Annotated in this window: 17 protein-coding genes; 16 read left to right on the top strand and 1 reads right to left on the bottom strand. The window is 71.0% G+C overall.

Annotated elements, in window-relative coordinates; all coding sequences use genetic code 11:
• Positions 1-41 precede the first annotated feature (41 nt).
• From EBO15_RS32605 to EBO15_RS32565, 10 genes are all read left to right on the top strand, one after another.
• A complete protein-coding gene (locus tag EBO15_RS32605; protein ID WP_122198324.1) occupies positions 42-296 on the top strand; it encodes a ubiquitin family protein in 255 nt (84 codons plus the stop codon).
• Positions 297-520: 224 nt separating this feature from the next.
• A complete protein-coding gene (locus EBO15_RS32600; RefSeq protein WP_122198323.1) occupies positions 521-1,225 on the top strand; it encodes an LmeA family phospholipid-binding protein in 705 nt (234 codons plus the stop codon).
• A gap of 86 nt (positions 1,226-1,311) precedes the next feature.
• Positions 1,312-1,824, top strand: a complete 513-nt coding sequence (locus EBO15_RS32595) for a sigma-70 family RNA polymerase sigma factor (RefSeq protein ID WP_199744943.1) — start codon at positions 1,312-1,314, stop codon at positions 1,822-1,824.
• On the top strand, positions 1,821-2,543 hold the full coding sequence (locus EBO15_RS32590; RefSeq protein ID WP_122198322.1) for a zf-HC2 domain-containing protein: 723 nt from the start codon (positions 1,821-1,823) through the stop codon (positions 2,541-2,543). The genes EBO15_RS32595 and EBO15_RS32590 overlap by 4 nt, the downstream gene beginning before the upstream one ends.
• Before the next feature lie 136 nt (positions 2,544-2,679).
• Complete coding sequence (locus EBO15_RS32585) at positions 2,680-3,006, top strand: thioredoxin family protein (RefSeq protein ID WP_233616581.1); 327 nt, start codon at positions 2,680-2,682, stop codon at positions 3,004-3,006.
• Between the two features lie 117 nt (positions 3,007-3,123).
• Positions 3,124-3,189: a putative leader peptide gene (locus EBO15_RS47395; protein WP_378238591.1), complete on the top strand. Its 66-nt coding sequence runs from the start codon at positions 3,124-3,126 to the stop codon at positions 3,187-3,189.
• Positions 3,190-3,266: 77 nt separating this feature from the next.
• The gene (locus tag EBO15_RS32580; protein ID WP_122198320.1) at positions 3,267-3,704 is read left to right on the top strand and encodes a DUF4395 domain-containing protein; all 438 of its coding nucleotides are present in this window, start codon (positions 3,267-3,269) and stop codon (positions 3,702-3,704) included.
• On the top strand, positions 3,701-4,540 hold the full coding sequence (locus EBO15_RS32575) for a sulfurtransferase (protein WP_122198319.1): 840 nt from the start codon (positions 3,701-3,703) through the stop codon (positions 4,538-4,540). Before EBO15_RS32580 ends, EBO15_RS32575 begins: the two co-directional genes overlap by 4 nt.
• Before the next feature lie 72 nt (positions 4,541-4,612).
• Positions 4,613-4,921, top strand: a complete 309-nt coding sequence (locus EBO15_RS32570; RefSeq protein ID WP_122198318.1) for a DUF1416 domain-containing protein — start codon at positions 4,613-4,615, stop codon at positions 4,919-4,921.
• A 253-nt stretch (positions 4,922-5,174) separates the two neighbouring features.
• Positions 5,175-6,497 (top strand): S8 family serine peptidase, encoded by a 1,323-nt coding sequence (locus tag EBO15_RS32565; RefSeq protein WP_158628430.1) that lies wholly within the window; start codon positions 5,175-5,177, stop codon positions 6,495-6,497.
• Positions 6,498-6,576: 79 nt separating this feature from the next.
• Here EBO15_RS32565 and eccCa read toward each other — a convergent pair whose 3' ends face one another.
• Positions 6,577-10,566 carry a type VII secretion protein EccCa gene (gene eccCa, locus EBO15_RS32560; protein ID WP_122198316.1) on the bottom strand — a complete coding sequence of 1,330 codons (3,990 nt, stop codon included), beginning with the start codon at positions 10,564-10,566 and terminating at the stop codon, positions 6,577-6,579.
• Positions 10,567-10,881: 315 nt separating this feature from the next.
• On the opposite strand from eccCa, the gene eccD reads away from it, so the two are divergent.
• The 6 genes from eccD to EBO15_RS45495 form a co-directional block, all read left to right on the top strand.
• Positions 10,882-12,285: a type VII secretion integral membrane protein EccD gene (eccD, locus tag EBO15_RS32555; RefSeq protein ID WP_122198315.1), complete on the top strand. Its 1,404-nt coding sequence runs from the start codon at positions 10,882-10,884 to the stop codon at positions 12,283-12,285.
• 7 nt (positions 12,286-12,292) lie between these two features.
• The gene (gene eccB, locus EBO15_RS32550; RefSeq protein ID WP_122198314.1) at positions 12,293-13,738 is read left to right on the top strand and encodes a type VII secretion protein EccB; all 1,446 of its coding nucleotides are present in this window, start codon (positions 12,293-12,295) and stop codon (positions 13,736-13,738) included.
• Between the two features lie 392 nt (positions 13,739-14,130).
• A complete protein-coding gene (locus tag EBO15_RS32545; RefSeq protein WP_267898444.1) occupies positions 14,131-14,448 on the top strand; it encodes a WXG100 family type VII secretion target in 318 nt (105 codons plus the stop codon).
• A 55-nt stretch (positions 14,449-14,503) separates the two neighbouring features.
• Positions 14,504-14,800, top strand: coding sequence for a WXG100 family type VII secretion target (locus tag EBO15_RS32540; protein WP_158628429.1), 297 nt, complete (start codon positions 14,504-14,506; stop codon positions 14,798-14,800).
• 127 nt (positions 14,801-14,927) lie between these two features.
• Entirely contained in the window at positions 14,928-15,509 is a 582-nt protein-coding gene (locus EBO15_RS32535; RefSeq protein ID WP_122198311.1) for a hypothetical protein, read from the top strand.
• 25 nt (positions 15,510-15,534) lie between these two features.
• Positions 15,535-16,496: WXG100 family type VII secretion target (locus EBO15_RS45495; protein WP_199744942.1), on the top strand; the 962-nt coding region annotated here is incomplete at its 3' end.

Raw genomic sequence — 16,496 nt, 5'->3', positions numbered from 1 at the left:
GCCGGTGCGGTGAGTGCCGGGTTTCTGGCAGGGTGACGAGCATGGCGAAAGGGATGATCCGGTACTGGGCGGCGGCCAAGGCCGCGGCGGGCACCGCCGAGGAGCCGTACGACGCGACGACCCTCGCCGGGGCGCTCGGCAGCGCCGCCGCGTCCAGGGACGACGAGTTCGCGCGCGTCCTCTCCCGCAGCTCCTTCCTCATCGACGGCGACCCCGTGGGCTCCCGCCCGCACGAGGACGTCGTCCTCCCCGAGAGCGGTGTCGTCGAGGTCCTGCCCCCCTTCGCCGGAGGGTGACGGACGTCACTCGACGGAGTGAGGTCGCCTCCCGGCGCCCGTCCCCGGCGCCGCCTCCCCGGAGGGCTCCGGTGGTCCGGGTCACTGAGGCGTGGGTGGTTTGTGATGGTGTGGGGGACGTTGCGTGAAGAAGTGACATCACTCCCTGGAGTGACGCGCCGCCCTCCGGCCCGGCCATTACCCTTTGGCGACCACGTCCGGTGTCCGCGGCCCGAAGGAGAGAGATGCGCAAGTTCCTGCTGGTGGTGCTCGTCCTGCTCGTCGTGGGGCTGGTGGCCGCCGACCGGATCGGGGTGCGGGTCGCGCAGAACGAGATCGGGAAGCAGGTCGCGGCGCAGTACAACCTGTCGCAGCAGCCCGACGTCTCGATCCATGGGATCCCGTTCCTGACCCAGGCCCTCCAGGGGGAGTACGACCAGATCGACGTCGGCATCGGGGACTGGACGCAGGAGGGGATCACCGTCCACGACGTCAAGGTCGAGATGCGCGGCGTGAACGCCCCGCTGGACCAGGTCGCGGCCGGGAACGCCGACAACGTGACGGCCCGGACGGCCACGGCGTCCGCGGTGCTGCCGTTCGACCTGATCAAGGAGCGGGCGCCCAAGGAGGTCAAGGGGATCCGGGCGAAGAACGGCAACCTCGAGGTCGACATGGCCGGGCAGGTGCTGGCGTTCAACCTGAACGGGACGGCCGAGCTGACGGTCAAGCCGTCGAAGCGGGGCATCGCGATCACCCCGGTCAAGGTCACCACGAGCGGGATCTCGGTCCCGCTGGACGCCGTCCGCGACCGGCTGACCTGGTTCGTCCCGATCACGGACCTGCCGGTCGGGTCGCGGATCAGCCAGATCGACGTGACCGACCAGGGGCTCAAGGTCGCCGCGTCGGCCGACAACGTGAACCTCGGCCGGCTCCAGCAGACGCCCCGCTAGCGCCCTCCGCACGGCCGATCCTGCCCGAAGTCGCGCCGGATCCGGCCGGCGGTGAACCGGGCGGAGGGCTGGGACGTGCTCTCTGTGTGGGTGCGACCGCGGACGAACGACTACTGCGCGCCCTGTACACCGAGCACGGAGGCCCGCTTCTCGGATACGTCCTGCGCCTGACGGGCGGTGACCGCCCCCAGGCCGAGGACGTCGTGCAGGAGACGCTGCTGCGCGCCTGGCGGCATCCGGAGGCGCTGTCGGGGCGGCCCGTCCGGCCGTGGCTGTTCACGGTCGCGCGGAACCTGGTGGTGGACGCGCACCGCGCGCGCCGGGCCCGTCCGCCCGAGACCGGCATCGACGAGCAGGTGGTGGGCACGCCGGGAGAGGACGACATCGACCGGGCCCTGGAGTCCTGGACGGTGGCCGAGGCCCTGTCCGACCTGAGTCCCGGCCACCGGGCGGTGCTCGTGGAGACCTTCTACCGGGGGCGGTCGGTCGCCGAGGCGGCCCGCGTCCTCGGCATTCCGCCCGGGACGGTGAAGTCGCGGACGTACTACGCGCTGCGGGCGCTCCGTCTCGCCCTGGAGGAACGGGGGCTGGCGCCATGACCGGATGCGGAGCCGTGCGGACCGCGCTGGGCGTCTACGTCCTGGGCGCGATCGACCCGGCCGAGCGGTCCCGGGTGGACGGTCATCTGGCGTCCTGCCCCGACTGCCGGGACGAGCTGGCCGCGCTCGCCGGGCTGCCCGCGCTGCTCGGACGGGTGGACCAGGGGCAGATCGACGAGGCGGCCGAGCCCGGTCCCGGCGTCCTCGCGGGCCTGCTGGAGCGTGCCGCCGCCGAGCGCCGCCGTCCCTGGCACAGGCGCCGGCACCGGCGCCGTCCGGCGGGGGGATGGACGCTTCCGGCCCTGGCCGCCGCCGCGCTCATGATCATCGGCCTGGTGGTCGGCGGCGTCACCGGGCGCCAGGTCGCGGGGACGCCCCGGGCCGTCCCGTCGCCGCCGTCCGCCACCGGCAGCGCCGCGCCGGGCGAGACGTGGGCGGCGACCGACGCCTCCACGCACGTCACGGCCAGTGTCGTCCTGCGGCGGGAGACGTGGGGGACGCGCGCGGAGATCTCCGTCGGGGGCGTCCCGGAGGGGGCGCGCTGCCGCTGGTACGTCGTCACGCGTACCGGCGAGCGCGAGCTGCTGGGCAGCTGGTACGTCCCCTATGCCGCGGGCCGGGGGCAGTACGGGGCGACGACCATGTACCCGCGTGATCAGATCGCGTCGTTCCAGGTGGACGCGGTCGGCGGCGGGCATCTGGTGACGATCCGCGCCTGAATTCGCCTACCGGGCCGGAATCGCGGGCGTGAGACGTATGTTGACGCCTGTGATGAGCGGCGGAATCGCGGTCGCGGCGGCCGTCCTGGTGGCGGCGACCGCGTTCGGGCTGTGGCGGCGGTGGCGGGACGGGAGGATGCGCGCGGTGGACGACGGGCGGCTGCGCTCCGGCGATCTCGGGGCCGAGCTGGGAGAACGCGCGACGCTCGTGCAGTTCTCGACGGCCTTCTGCGCCCCCTGCCGGACGACCCGCCGGATCCTGGACGAGGTCGCCGGGATGGTCGACGGCGTCGTCCACGTCGAGGTGGACGCGGAGGCGAACCTCGACCTCGTGCGGCGGCTGGAGATCGTCCGGACGCCGACCGTCCTGGTGCTCGACGCGGGCGGGCGGATCGTGCGGCGGGCGAGCGGCGCGCCCCGCAAGATCGACGTGATCGCCGCCCTCGGAACCGCCGTCACGTGAGCTTTATGGCCCCTGACCTGCGATGAGACGCTCGTCACCGTCTCGAGGAGCGAGACGGGCGTGACATTCGGGCGCGCCCCGGTTTAGCATCGGATTGTGCGTTACTGGACAGAGCAGATGCTCACGAAGCGTCGCGCGGTGGATTTCTGCCGCGTGTCCGCCTCGCTCTGTCGCCTGGTCTGAGGCATCGAGCCGTATCCAACCCCGGTTGTTCAGAACACCGCTCGTACGCACGCTTTCCCCGGTTCCGGGAGCCCCTGATGCAGGTCGACCCGCGAGGGCAACGGTTCTCCGCCGTCCTCACCTCGGTCGTCCTCGTGGTGGTCCTGGTCACGGGAAGCGGGGCACTGCTCGCCGCTCAGACCCTGGTCTTCGCCCTCGGCGCCCTCCTCGGTCTGCGGTTCGCCCCGTACGGGATGGTGTTCAAGGCGCTCGTCCGGCCGCACATGGCTCCTCCCGGAGATCTCGAACCTGAGTCCCCGCCCCGCTTCGCGCAGGGTGTCGGACTGGTGTTCGCCCTGGTGGGGACGGTCGGATTCGCGTTGGACATCCCCTGGCTCGCGCTCGGTGCCACGGCCCTCGCGCTGGCGGCGGCGTTCCTGAACGCGATGTTCGGGCTCTGCCTCGGCTGCGAGATGTACCTGCTGATCCGCCGCCTGCAACCGAAGAATCGCTCCGACAGGGAGGTTCCCGCATGAGCCGCTCAGACGTCCTGGTGGACGCCACGTGGGCCGAGGCCCACCTCGACGACCCCGGTCTCGTCCTGGTCGAGGTCGACGAGGACGTGTCCGCCTACGACAAGGGCCACATCCGTGGCGCCGTGAAGATCGACTGGAAGACGGAGCTGCAGGACCCGGTCCGCCGCGACTTCGTCGACCGGCAGGGCTTCGAGGAACTGCTGTCCAGCAAGGGCATCGCCAACGGCGACACCGTCATCCTCTACGGCGGCAACAACAACTGGTTCGCCGCCTACGCCTACTGGTACTTCAAGCTGTACGGCCACGGCGACGTCAAGCTCCTCGACGGCGGCCGCAAGAAGTGGGAGCTCGACTCCCGCGAGCTGGTCGTGGACGTCCCGTCGCGTCCGGCCACGCAGTACCAGGCCCAGGAGCAGGACCTCGCGATCCGCGCGTTCCGCGACGAGGTCGTCGACGCGATCGGCGCGAAGAACCTCATCGACGTCCGCTCGCCCGACGAGTTCTCCGGCAAGCTGCTCGCTCCGGCGCACCTGCCGCAGGAGCAGGCGCAGCGGGCCGGGCACGTCCCGACCGCGCGCTCGATCCCGTGGTCCAAGGCGGCCAACGACGACGGCACGTTCAAGTCCGACGACGACCTGCGCGCGCTGTACACCGCCGCCGGCGTCGACCTCGGCAAGGCCACGATCGCCTACTGCCGCATCGGCGAGCGCTCGTCCCACACCTGGTTCGCCCTGCACGAGCTGCTCGGCCTGCCGGACGTGAAGAACTACGACGGCTCCTGGACCGAGTACGGCTCGCTCGTCGGCGTGCCGATCGAGCTCGGCGACGCCAAGTAGTCTCCGCAGTACCCGACCCCTGCCCCACCTGGTAGAACCGTCCGCCGTGCCAGGCGGAGAAGGAGGACTCCGATGACCCAGGGTTGCGCAGCGCCCGCGCAGACGGCGCACCTTCCTGCGACCGTCGACCTTGCCAACGAGGCCGTGATCCAGGGCACCGTCGTCCGCGACGGCCAGCCCGTGTCCAGCGCCTACGCCCGCCTGCTCGACTCCACCGGTGAGTTCACCGCCGAGGTCGTGACCGGCGACGAGGGCGTGTTCCGCTTCTTCGCGGCCGACGGCGACTGGACGGTCCGCGTCCTCGCCGCGGGCGGCGTGAGCGTCGACCGCTCCGTCTCCGCCCGGACCGGCGAGGTGGCCGCCCTCGAGGTGACCATCTGACGCACCCGCACGACAGTCCCTCCGGAACCCCGCCAGGCCCAAGGCCCGGCGGGGTTCCGCCGTTCCCGCCCCGCAGGCGCCGATCCGGCCGCCGGATCGGCGCAGGTCGGGGGTTCCGCGCGTCCGGCGGTGGCGAGAGGACGGGATCGGACGGCACCGGCGGGCGGGTCGGGACGTCCGATGATTGTCGGTAATGTACGGGTCCAGCCGGACTGTGGTGCCTGCGGGAGGACGAAGAATGCGCGTACCGGGCATGAGGCCGGGAGTGGTCGCCGGAGTCTCGGGACTGACCCTGGCGTCGGTGCTGGCAGCGGTCCCGGCCGTGGCCGCCCAGCCGCAGGCCGCGCCCAGCCCCACGCACAAGCCGACGACGCACAAGCCCACGACGAAGCCGACCCACAAGCCGTCGGACAAGCCTTCCGACAAGCCCTCGGACAAGCCCTCGGACAAGCCGACGCAGGCCCCGGCGCGGTGCGACAACCCGCCGGTGGGCGCCCCGGCGTCCGCGATCACCCAGCAGCCCTGGGCGCAGGCACGGCTCGACTTCGAGAAGGTCTGGGCCGTCACCAAGGGCAACGGGATCAAGGTCGCGGTCGTGGACAGCGGCATCGAGACCCGGAATCCGCAGCTGCGCGGCAAGGTCGTCGCCAAGATGGGCGCGGACGACGGCAGCGTGCGCGACTGCCCGGGGCACGGCACTCCGATCGCGGGCATCATCGCGGCGACGGACATGCGCAACAAGAACGTGCCGTTCTTCGGAGTCGTCCCGGACGTCCAGCTGCTGGACGCCAAGTTCACATCGTCCGAGTCGTCCGACAACGACAAGAACCTCGCCAACGCGATCAAATGGTCGGTGGACAAGGGCGCGCGCGTGATCAACGTGTCGGCGGACTCGCCGAAGACGCCCTGGCTGGGTGATGCGGTCCGGTACGCGCAGGCCAAGGACGTGCTGATCGTCGCGGCGGCGGGCAACGCCAAGGACCAGTCCAAGGCCCTGCCCGCCTATCCCGCCGACTATCCCGGGGTGCTGTCGGTCGCCGCGGTGGACGCCCAGGGCTCGATCTCGAACTTCTCCAACATCAGGTCCCGCATCGACGTCTCGGCCCCGGGGCAGGGCGTCACGTCCATCTTCGGCAAGGGGTACGCGGTCGGCACCCTGGACGGCACCAGCTTCGGCGCGCCCTACGCGGCCGGGGTCGCGGCGCTCGTCCGCGCCCGGCACCCGCGCCTCACCTACCAGCAGGTGATCAACCGGATGGAGATCACCGCCGAGGGCAGCATCGGCACCGGCAGCGGCTTCGGCATGATCAATCCGCTTCAGGCCGTGACCGCGCTGGTCGACCCGAACGCCAAGCCGAGCCAGAGGAAGGCCAAGGCGAGCCTCACGGGAGCGGTGAGCATCGCGCCCGTCCCGCCGACCGACCACCGCACCCGCAACATCGCGATGGGCGTCGCGGGCGGCTCCGTCGGCGTCGCGCTCGTGGTCGCCTTCGGCGGCGCGGTGATCCCGGTCGGCCGCAGGCGCGGCTGGCGCCCCACCAAGGCCCGCGTCCCCCAGGAGGTCGCCGAGGACTGACGGGCTCCGCCCGCGCTCCGGCAGGAAGCGAGAGGCCCCGCACCGTTCGGACGGTGCGGGGCCTCTCGCTTTCCTGCGGTCAGGACTCTCGGGGGGTCGAGGGGTGGAAGGCGGTTTGGATGAGGCGCTTGCCGGCGCGGCGGTCGACGTGGGTGCCCCGGCCCTTGGCGAGGGGCTGCGGGCGGACGTCGAACAGGTTGCCCTCGTCCTTGTTGCCGGACATGATCAGCGCCGGGCTGGCCATGTCCTTCAGGCGCTGCAGGACCGGGTCGAACATGGCGCGGCCGGATCCGCCCATGGTGCGGGACAGGATCAGGTGCATGCCGATGTCGCGGGCCTGCGGCAGGAGCTCGGCGAGCGCGGCCAGCGGGTTGCCGGACGGCGTGGCGACCAGGTCGTAGTCGTCCACGATGAGGAACAGCTCCGAGCCGGACCACCAGGACCGGTTCCGCAGCTGCTCCGGCGTCAGGTCGGACGGGGGGAGCCGGTTGACCAGGGCGCCGTTGGTGTCCTTCATCAGGCCCGCCGCGGCCGTCGAGGACGCGGCGTACCCGATGACGTGCTCGCGCTCGGCCGAGTCGAGCAGGGCGCGGCGGTAGTCGAGCATGATGATCCGCGCCTCGGCCGGGGTGTACCGCTCGCAGATCGAGTCGACCAGGACGCGCAGCAGGTTCGACTTGCCGCACTCGTTGTCGCCGAGCATGACGAAGTGCGGGTCGGCCTCGAAGTCCAGCAGGACGGGGGTCAGGGTGTCCTCGTCGATGCCGATCGGGACGCGCTTGCCCGTCTCGGTGACCTGCGGCAGCTGGGTCAGCGGCAGCTCGTCCGGCAGCATCCGGACCTGCGGCGCGCCCGGACGTCCCTGCCAGGACGCGTTCACGGTGTCGACCAGGTGCTTCACGCCGGCGGACAGGTCGTCGGCGGACGTCCCGCCGTCGACGCGCGGCAGGGCGCCGAGGAAGTGCAGGCCCTCGCGGGTGACGCCGCGTCCGGGGCGTCCCTCGGGGACGTTCGCGGCGAGCTTGCGGTCCATCTCGGACTCGTACGGGTCACCGAGCTTCAGTTCCAGCTTGGTCTGGAACAGGTCCCGGATGGTCATCCGGAACTCCGACCACTTGTTCGTCGAGGCCATGATGTGGATGCCGTAACCGAGACCGCGTCCGGCCAGGTCGGTGATCGTGGACTCGACCGCCTCGAACTCCGACCGGACGGTCAGCCAGTTGTCGACGACCAGGAACACGTCGCCGAAGCCGTCGCCGGGGATCTGTCCCTCGGCGCGCAGCTTGCGGTACGCGGCGATCGACTCGATGCCGCGCTCGGTGAACATCCGCTCGCGGGACTCCAGCAGGCCCGCGACCTCGGCGACCGTCCGGCGGACGCGGTCCGGGTCGAGACGGGACGCGATGCCGCCGACGTGCGGCAGGTCGGTCAGCGACGCCATCGAGCCACCGCCGAAGTCCAGGATGTAGAACTGGACCTCCTGCGGCGTGTGCATCAGCGACAGGGACGTGATCAGCGTCCGCAGCAGGGTGGACTTGCCGGCCTGCGGCGAACCCGCGACGCCGACATGGCCGGCCGCGCCGGACAGGTCGAGCCACATCGGGTCGCGCCGCTGGTCGAACGGGCGGTCGACGATGCCCGCGAACGCGTGCAGCCGTCCGCGGCCCTCCCACCCGGCGGTGGTGTAGCCGAGCTCCGGGGTCGCCTGGAGGTTCGGGAGGCTGGAGTCCAGCGAGGACGACTCGTCCAGCGGCGGCAGCCAGATCGGGTGCGGCGGCGGGCCGTTCCCGGCCAGCTGCTTCACCACCATGTCGAACATGCTGATCTGCGGGCCCTCGTCCTCCTTCTTGACCTGCTCCTGAGGGGCCTCCAGCATCTGCGGCTGGACGTAGGTCGGGGTGAACGGGACGATCTGCGCGACCTGGCGCGGACCGCCGCCGTCCTGCTGCTGGGGCGCGGCCTCGTCCGGGCTGTACGGGCCCGACACGTACGCGGCGCGGAACCGGGTCATCGTGTCGGTTCCGACCTTCAGGTAACCGTTACCGGGGGCCTGCGGCAGCTCGTAGGCGTCGGGGACGCCGAGGACGACGCGGGATTCCATGGCGGAGAAGGTGCGGAGGCCGATGCGGTAGGACAGGTGGGTGTCGAGGCCGCGGAGTTTGCCCTCTTCGAGGCGTTGGGAGGCGAGGAGGAGGTGGACGCCGAGGGATCGTCCGAGTCGTCCGATCATGACGAAGAGTTCGGCGAAGTCGGGTTTGGCGGAGAGGAGTTCGGAGAATTCGTCGAGGACGACGAACAGGGTGGGCATGGGTTTGAGGGGGGCGCCTTGTTCGCGGGCCTTCTCGTAGTCGCGGAGTGAGGCGTAGTTGCCTGCGGCGCGGAGCCATTCCTGGCGTCGGACCATCTCGCCGTGGAGGGCGTCGTACATGCGGTCGACGAGGGGGAGTTCGTCTTCGAGGTTGGTGATGATGGCCGAGACGTGCTGGAGGCCGTCCATGCCGAGGAAGGTCGCGCCGCCCTTGAAGTCGACCAGGACGAAGTTCAGGACCTCGGAGGAGTGCGTCATGACCAGGCCGAGGACCAGGGTGCGCAGCAGCTCCGACTTACCCGCACCGGTCGCGCCGATGCACAGGCCGTGCGGACCGAAACCGCCCTGCGCGGCCTCCTTGATGTCCAGCTCGACCGGACGGCCCTCGGCGTCCACGCCGATCGGCACGCGCAGCCGGTTGCGCGGCGCGCGCGGACGCCACGCCTGCGCGACGTCCAGCCGGGCCGCGTCGCCGACGTTCAGCAGCCGGGTCAGGGTCATCGCCTGGGACAGCGCGTCCAGCTCGGTGCCGCCCGCGGCCGCCGACGCGCGCAGCGGCGCGAGCTGCCGGGCCAGGCCGTCCGCCTGGACGTAGGTGAACGCGTCCGGGTGGCCGAGCAGTGTCGGGACGTCCTTGCCGGTGCGGTCGCGGCGCAGCATCGCCATCTTGTCCGGCGCGACCCGCAGCCGGAGCATCGTGTTGTCGGCGGTGTGCGCGACGTGGCCCGAGATGTCGATGACGCAGACGCCCTCGATGCCGTCCGCGCCGATCTGCGAGTCGGGGGTGACGGCGCCGCCGTCCACGATGACGATGTGGTACGGCAGGTCGTTCTGGGACAGGCCGGGCGTGAACCGCGGCCGGTCCTTCACCTCGAACGCGAGCATCGCCTCGAGCTCGGTCAGCGTGTTCGCCATCAGCCGGACGGGGCCCGCCGCGTCCGTGACCTGCGGGTGCATCGAGTGCGGCAACCACTTGACGAAGTCCCAGTGCGCCATCGCCTGCGGTGACGCGCACACGCTGACCCGCATGTCGTCGGGCGAGTGGAACGCGCACAGCTGGGCGATCATCGCCCGGATCATGCCGCGCACCGCCTCGACGTCCCCGGCGGGCAGGATCCGGGAGAATGACGGCAGCGACACCGCGACCGGCAGGTTCGGCACGGTCGAGTGCGCCCGGACGAACCGGCGCAGCGCGCCCGCCGTCATCGGCTCCAGGTCCTCGATCGGCTTGGTCTCCGGCGGGATCAGCTGGACGGCCAGCTTCTGCGGGCCCGCGCCGATCCGCACGTTGCCGAAGTCGGGGTCGGTGGGACGCCGCTCCCAGATCCGGGCGCTCATCACCAGCGACCAGAGCGAGTCGGGCGACGGGCTGTTCCACTCCAGCGACTCGCGCTGCTGGTCGGCGGCCCGCCGGACCTTGCGGCGCGCCTGCGACAGGTAGCGGAAGTAGTCGCGGCGGGCGCCGTTCAGCTTGAACTTGCGCTCGCCGGACCCCCGGGTCAGCTGGCCGACCAGCATGCCGAGCATGGCCAGGCCCATGCCGCCGGAGCTGATCGCCGCCATCGGGCCGCGGCTGTTGCCGCCGAGCAGCATCAGCCCCATCATCAGCGGCATCACGGCCATCGGCAGGAAGGTCAGGACCGCCTGCATGCCGCCGCTCTGCTGCTCGGGCAGCTCGGGCGGCGACTCCAGCAGCAGCTCGCCCTTGGGTGCCGGGGGCGGCTGCCTGCGTTCCTTGCGTCGGACGAGGATCGTGCTCACCTGGGAGTTCCCTCCACGGATGCGCCGGTGGCGGCAGGCTCGGGTCGGGCGCGGGGTCGGTTCGGGATCGGGGGCGGGTTCGGGATCGGGGGGGCGGGCTCGGGGGGCGGTTCGGCGTCGGGCGCGGGTCAGGCGCGACTCTGATGCGGTTGCGGGTGGTTTGGTTCCGGCAGGGACCAATATCGGTATCTGGTCGACCCCGAGGGTGTTACGTGTGTGTTCAGGGTTACTGCCGGTCAGTGGTTGATTTAGCGTATTGGGACACAACATCCTAGGCTTCGCGTTCGATCCGACGATCCGGAGGACGGGAGCCCAGTGAATTCCCCCGCCACAACCGAACTGTGCAGGGTGACGATCGTCGCGCCACGGAGGCGGATCGACGTCTCGTTGCCGGCGGACGTGCCCCTGGCGCACATGCTGCCCACCCTGCTGCGCGCGGCCGGGGAGAACCTGGCGGACGCCGGGCTCGCCCACTCCGGCTGGGTGCTGCAGCGCCTCGACGAAGGCGCCTTCGACGCCGCCCAGACGCTGAGCAACCTCGGCGTCCGCGACGGCGAGATCCTGTACTTCCGCCCCCGCATGGCGCAGCTTCCGGAGATGTCGTTCGACGACGTCGCCGACGTCATCGCGGAGGGCATGAAGGAACGTTCCGACCGCTGGCGGCCCGCGTCCACGCGGCGCTTCGGCCTCGGCGCGGCCGCGGCCGCGCTGGTGGTCGGCGCGTTCGTCATCGTGATGTCCGGGCCGCCGTGGATCGCGCCCGCGGCCGCCGCGGGCCTGATCGCGGTGGTCACCGTGGTCGCGGCCGCCGCGCTGTCGCGCGCGTTCGCCGACTCCGGCGCCGGGATGATCCTCGGCTACGCGGCCCTGCCGCACGCGTTCGTCGCGGGCCTGCTCGCGCCGGCCCGCCCGCACACCTCGCTGCTCGACCTCGGCGCGCCCCACATGCTCGCCGGGTTCGGTGTGATGGCCCTGGTCTCGGTGATCGCGATGTTCGCGGTCGCGGACGGCCTGGCGACGTTCCTCGGCGTCACGGTCGCCGCGATCGCGGGAGCCGTGGCGTCCGGCGTCGAGTTCGCCGTCGGGGGACTGGCGCCCGCGGGCCTCGCCGCCTGCGCCGCCGTGGTCGTGATGATGCTCACACCGGCCGTTCCGTCGCTGGCGTTCAAGCTGGCGCGGATGCCGCTGCCGCCCGTCCCGGCGAGCGCGGAGGACCTGCGCCGCGACACCGAGACCGTGGACGGACGCCAGGTGCTCGCCCGCACCGGCATCGCCGACCGGTTCGCGACAGGCCTGATCGCGGGCGTCGCGCTCTCGGCCGTCGGCGGGATGGTCTTCCTGGCCACCGCGCCCGGCTGGGCGCCCGCCGCGACGATCGGCGCGATGTCGGTGTCGCTGCTGCTGCGCAGCCGGGTGTTCCGCGGCGTCACGCAGCGGTCCTGGATGCTCGTCGCCGGGTTCACCGGCCTCGGCCTCCTGGAGGTCGGCACCGCCTGGCGCGGCGACTCGCAGCTCGTCATGCTCGCGACCGGGCTGCTGCCGCTGCTCGTCGTCGTCGGCATCGTGGTCGGCGTCTCGATCTGGCTGCCGGGCCACCGGCCGTCCCCGTTCTGGGGCCGGGCCGGCGACATCTTCGACATCATCGTGGTGATCTCGCTGATCCCGCTGGCCCTGGCCGCGCTGGACATCTACGGCCGCATCCGCGGCCTGGCGGGGTGACGCCGCGATGCAGAACCGCCGCGACCTCTACCAGGCCCACCGGCTGATGACCCAGCGGGTCGGGCTCGCGCTGCTCCAGGGCGAACCCGACATCGCCGAGTCCCCGATGCGCCGCCACGCGGTCGGCGCGTTCGCCGGCGTCATGGTCGCGCTGCTGGTCGCCGCCGTGTTCGGCATCTGGGGCGTGCTCCAGCCCGGCGGCGCGAAGGGCCTCGACCAGCCCGGCAAGCTCATCATCGAGAAGGAGACCGGGACCAAGTACATCTACGACGCGAACACGCGCAAGATGTTCCCGGTCGCCAACTACGCCTCGGCGATGCTCGCGCTCAACGAGGACAAGCCGCAGACGCGCTCGGTCTCGCGCAGGTCGCTGCGGAGCTTCGAGCGCGGGCCGATGATCGGGATCGTCGGCGCCCCCGACTCGCTGCCCGACACCAAGCAGCTCATCCGCGGCCCCTGGTCGGTGTGCGTCCGCGAGGCCGCGGGCACCAACGGCGTCCGCCGCCAGTTCACCGCCCTCGCCGCCGGACGGGACGTCGGCGGCCGCCGGCTCGCCGACAACGAGGCGGTCGTGGTGAAGTCCGGCGGGCAGGGCTGGGTGATCTGGAAGGACCACCGGATGCAGCTGACCGTCCCGCAGGGGCAGGTCACCGCCATCACCGGCGGCCCGGACGCGGTCGAGGTGCCGCCCGCGTGGCTGAACGCGATGCCCTCCGGAGGCAACTTCGGCGCACCGGACGTCCAGGGCCGTGGCACGGCGCGCCAGGGACCGGGCGGACGTCCCGCGCGGGTCGGCCAGATCTTCAAGGCCGACACCGGCGACCGTCCGCTCTGGTACGTCCTGATGGGCGACGGCCTCGCGCAGATCAGCGAGACGCAGGCCCAGCTGCTCCTGCGCTCCCCGGACACGCTGCTGGCCTACCCGGGCCAGCGCGCCGCCTCGATCGAGGTGGACGCCGCGTCCGCGCAGCAGGCCCTCGGCTCGCGGAAGCTGATGGACAGCACCCTGCCGCCGACGCTGCCGAAGTTCGCCACGTGGGACACCTCCGCGCCGCTGTGCGCGGTGTTCCCGACGGGGTCGTCCGCGGCGCAGCTGACCATGGGCGGGACGCTTCCGGCGCCGTCCTCGGCGACGCTGGGCGCGGGGTCGGCCGGGGCGTCGAACTCCGTGGACCAGGTCGTCCTGCCGCCGGGCGGGGCCGCGCTGATGAGCCTCGTGCCGGGCAGCGGCGAGTCCGGTGGCGGCGGGCAGGCGTCCGGCTCGGGCTCGCTGTCGCTGGTGAACGACCAGGGCATCCGCTTCGCGCTGCCGTCGGCGGACGTCGCGAAGAAGCTCGGCTACGACGCGGGCAAGGCGGCCCCGGTGCCGTCCTCGGTGATCCACCTGATCCCGTCCGGCCCGGCGCTCGACCCGGCGAAGGCCCGCAACCCGATCCCGACGGCGGGCGGCTGACCCGTCCGTCCTCGTCCGTGCCCTCCGACGACCGGATTCCAACGAGCGGCCGCCGACCTCAGGTTCCTCTGAGGCGGCGGCCGTCCGCATCCGGCCACTCCCGGCGCACATCTTCCGTTCGCCCGAAATGCCCCTGATCTTTGGGTTTGGGGCGTTGACGGCGAAGGGGCGGGTCATGTGACCTGAATCACAGTCGATGAGAGGGATCCGGATGATCGTCGGATGCGTCGACACCTTGACAGGAAAACCAATATGATCGCTGACATTTCGGGTCACAGGGCGCATCTCCCCGTCCGATGACGGGGGCGATGCGGAGGGGCGCCCACCACGGTGCGGCCAGCATGAGCCTGTGACGCGGTGTCAGGACAGCTCCCCAACCTGGAGGTGACACTGTGGCCGGCCAGTCCGCAGTCGACAGATCAGCAATGGCCCAGGCGGCGACTCGTATCGAGGACTCCGCCAACCTCATCAAGGGCCTGCAGAGCCAGCTCGAGGGGCACAAGAGCAACCTCATGAGCGGCTGGGCGGGTAACGCCTCGGTTTCCTTCGACAAGGTCTTCAACGACTTCCAGACCGACATGAACAAGGTGCGGACCGCCCTCGACGGCATGCACCAGAAGCTCTCGCACACCAAGATCCAGTACGAGAGCACCGAGCAGGAGCAGAACGACGCGGTCAACAAGATCAACGCGCTGCTCAACGGCGGCTGATCCTCTCGGAACCCACAGTCCAGACAGGTCTCCGACCCCTCGAAGGAAACCCATCGTGAGCGACAGCTACACCAAGGCCAATTTCGGCACGCTCCAGCAGGCGCAGGCCGACTTCAGTCTCACCTACCGTGCTCTGGTCGACGAGCTCCAGGACCTGGAGAAGGAGCTCGAGAAGCACCTCCAGCAGTGGGAGGGCGACGCCGTCCAGGCGTACTGGGACGCCAAGCGCCAGTGGGACGCCGCCGCGCAGCACATCGGCACCGTCCTCAACCAGCTCGGCGTCGTCATCGGCGAGGCGCACTCCAACTACAGCGCCGCCGAGCGCAAGAACCAGGGCATCTGGGCCGGCTGACGCGGCCTGCTGCTTCTTCCGGCCGCGTCGTGCGCGGGCTGTTCCCAGCTGTTCTCACGGTTGGTCCGGCCCGCGCCGACGCGGCCGGTTTCAGGGCCGTGACGCTCCGTCGCCAGGAGAACCAGCAATGAGCAAATACCACCTGACCCCTAGTCAGCTCGCGCAGGTCGACCACACCTACATGGTCGGCTACGGCGAGTACGCGCAGCCGAAGGAACAGCACGGGCTGACTCAGAAGGAGTTCGACGCGCTGCCCGAGTACCAGCAGCGCGAGTACTTCTACAAATACGGTCCGGGCATGCACGCCGGGCACCCCGGCGACGCCGACCACAAGCTCCCGCGGGAGGACCCGGACCGCACCTGGAAGGCCGACGCTCAGCCCGGCTACAAGGTCGACCCGGAGGAGCTGCGCGGCATCGCCCGCGACATGCAGTACAAGCTCGATGTCTGGCAGCAGAAGCTGAACGCCGTCCAGGGGATCTCGGTCTCCACCGAGCACCTGGGCAACATCAAGGGCTCCCAGGACTTCGTCGACCTGGTCAACCAGTCGAAGACCGGTTTCGGGCAGTACATCAGCGACATCGTCGGCTCGTACAAGGGCGTCATCGGAAAGCTGAACGCGGCCGCGGACGCCTACGAGCAGGCGCACGACACCACCAAGAAGCAGGTGGGACAGGTCGACACCAGCGGCACCCCGAACCTGACGTGAGCCTGAGACCGGGAGACGCTAACCAATGACTGACAACAAGGGGTCGTTCCCGATCCGGGACGGGAAGGCCTGGTCGAGCCAGGACTTCTCGGACCAGGACTTCGACTCGATCAAGGGTCAACTGAAGAAGGTCAACCCAGACCCGGTCAACCACGCCGCGACGTCGTACAAGGACGCCTCCGACGTCCTGGCGGAGATGACCAAGGAACTGGCGAACAACTTCAGGCCGCGCCTGATCCAGCACTGGGAGGGCGACTCCGCCCAGAAGGCGCTGGACCAGATGGGCAAGGTGCACGGCACGGCCGGCACGCTGTCGGACAACAGCCACACCAACGCCGAGCTCTACAACTGGTACGGCAGCTCGATCCTCAGCTGGTACAAGACCGCCGGCGAGGACATGTCGGACGGCTTCATCCACACGGGTGGGGACGACGACAACGCCCGCGACCTGATGAACCGCTTCAGCAAGCGGATGGGCGAGGCGTTCAACAACCACCCCCTCAAGATCGACAAGGACCTTCCCGGAGACGGCCGCGGTGGTTACGGCGACGACCCGCCCAAGTACCCCGGTAGCGGTCCCGGCGGCGGTCCCGGTGGTGGGCCGGGCGGCTTCCACCCCGGTGGCGGTCCGGGCGGCGGTCCGGGTGGGCTGGGCGGCGGTCCGCACAGCAACTTCCCGAACTCGGACCCGAGCAAGAGCTTCCACCCGAGCAGCAACCTCCCGCAGGATCACAACAACCCGTTCGACCCGAAGCACAACACCACCAACCCGTGGCAGGACCCGACCAAGAACAACCACAGCAACTACCCCTGGAACCAGGACAGCAACAACCCGTTCAATAACAACCCGAACCACAAGACCAACCTCTCGTCGTTCGACCCGTCCAACATGGGACCGGGCGGCGGCGGAGGCGGTGGCGGCGGCGGCCTCGGCGGCGGCCCCGGCGGGTTCGGTGGCGGTGGCGGCGGCCTCGGCGGCGGCCCCGG

This window comes from Actinomadura harenae (assembly GCF_003696215.1).
Taxonomy (GTDB): Bacteria; Actinomycetota; Actinomycetes; order Streptosporangiales; family Streptosporangiaceae; genus Spirillospora; species Spirillospora harenae.
Note: the sequence above shows the minus strand (reverse complement) of the source record. Positions and strands in the feature narration are given on the sequence as shown.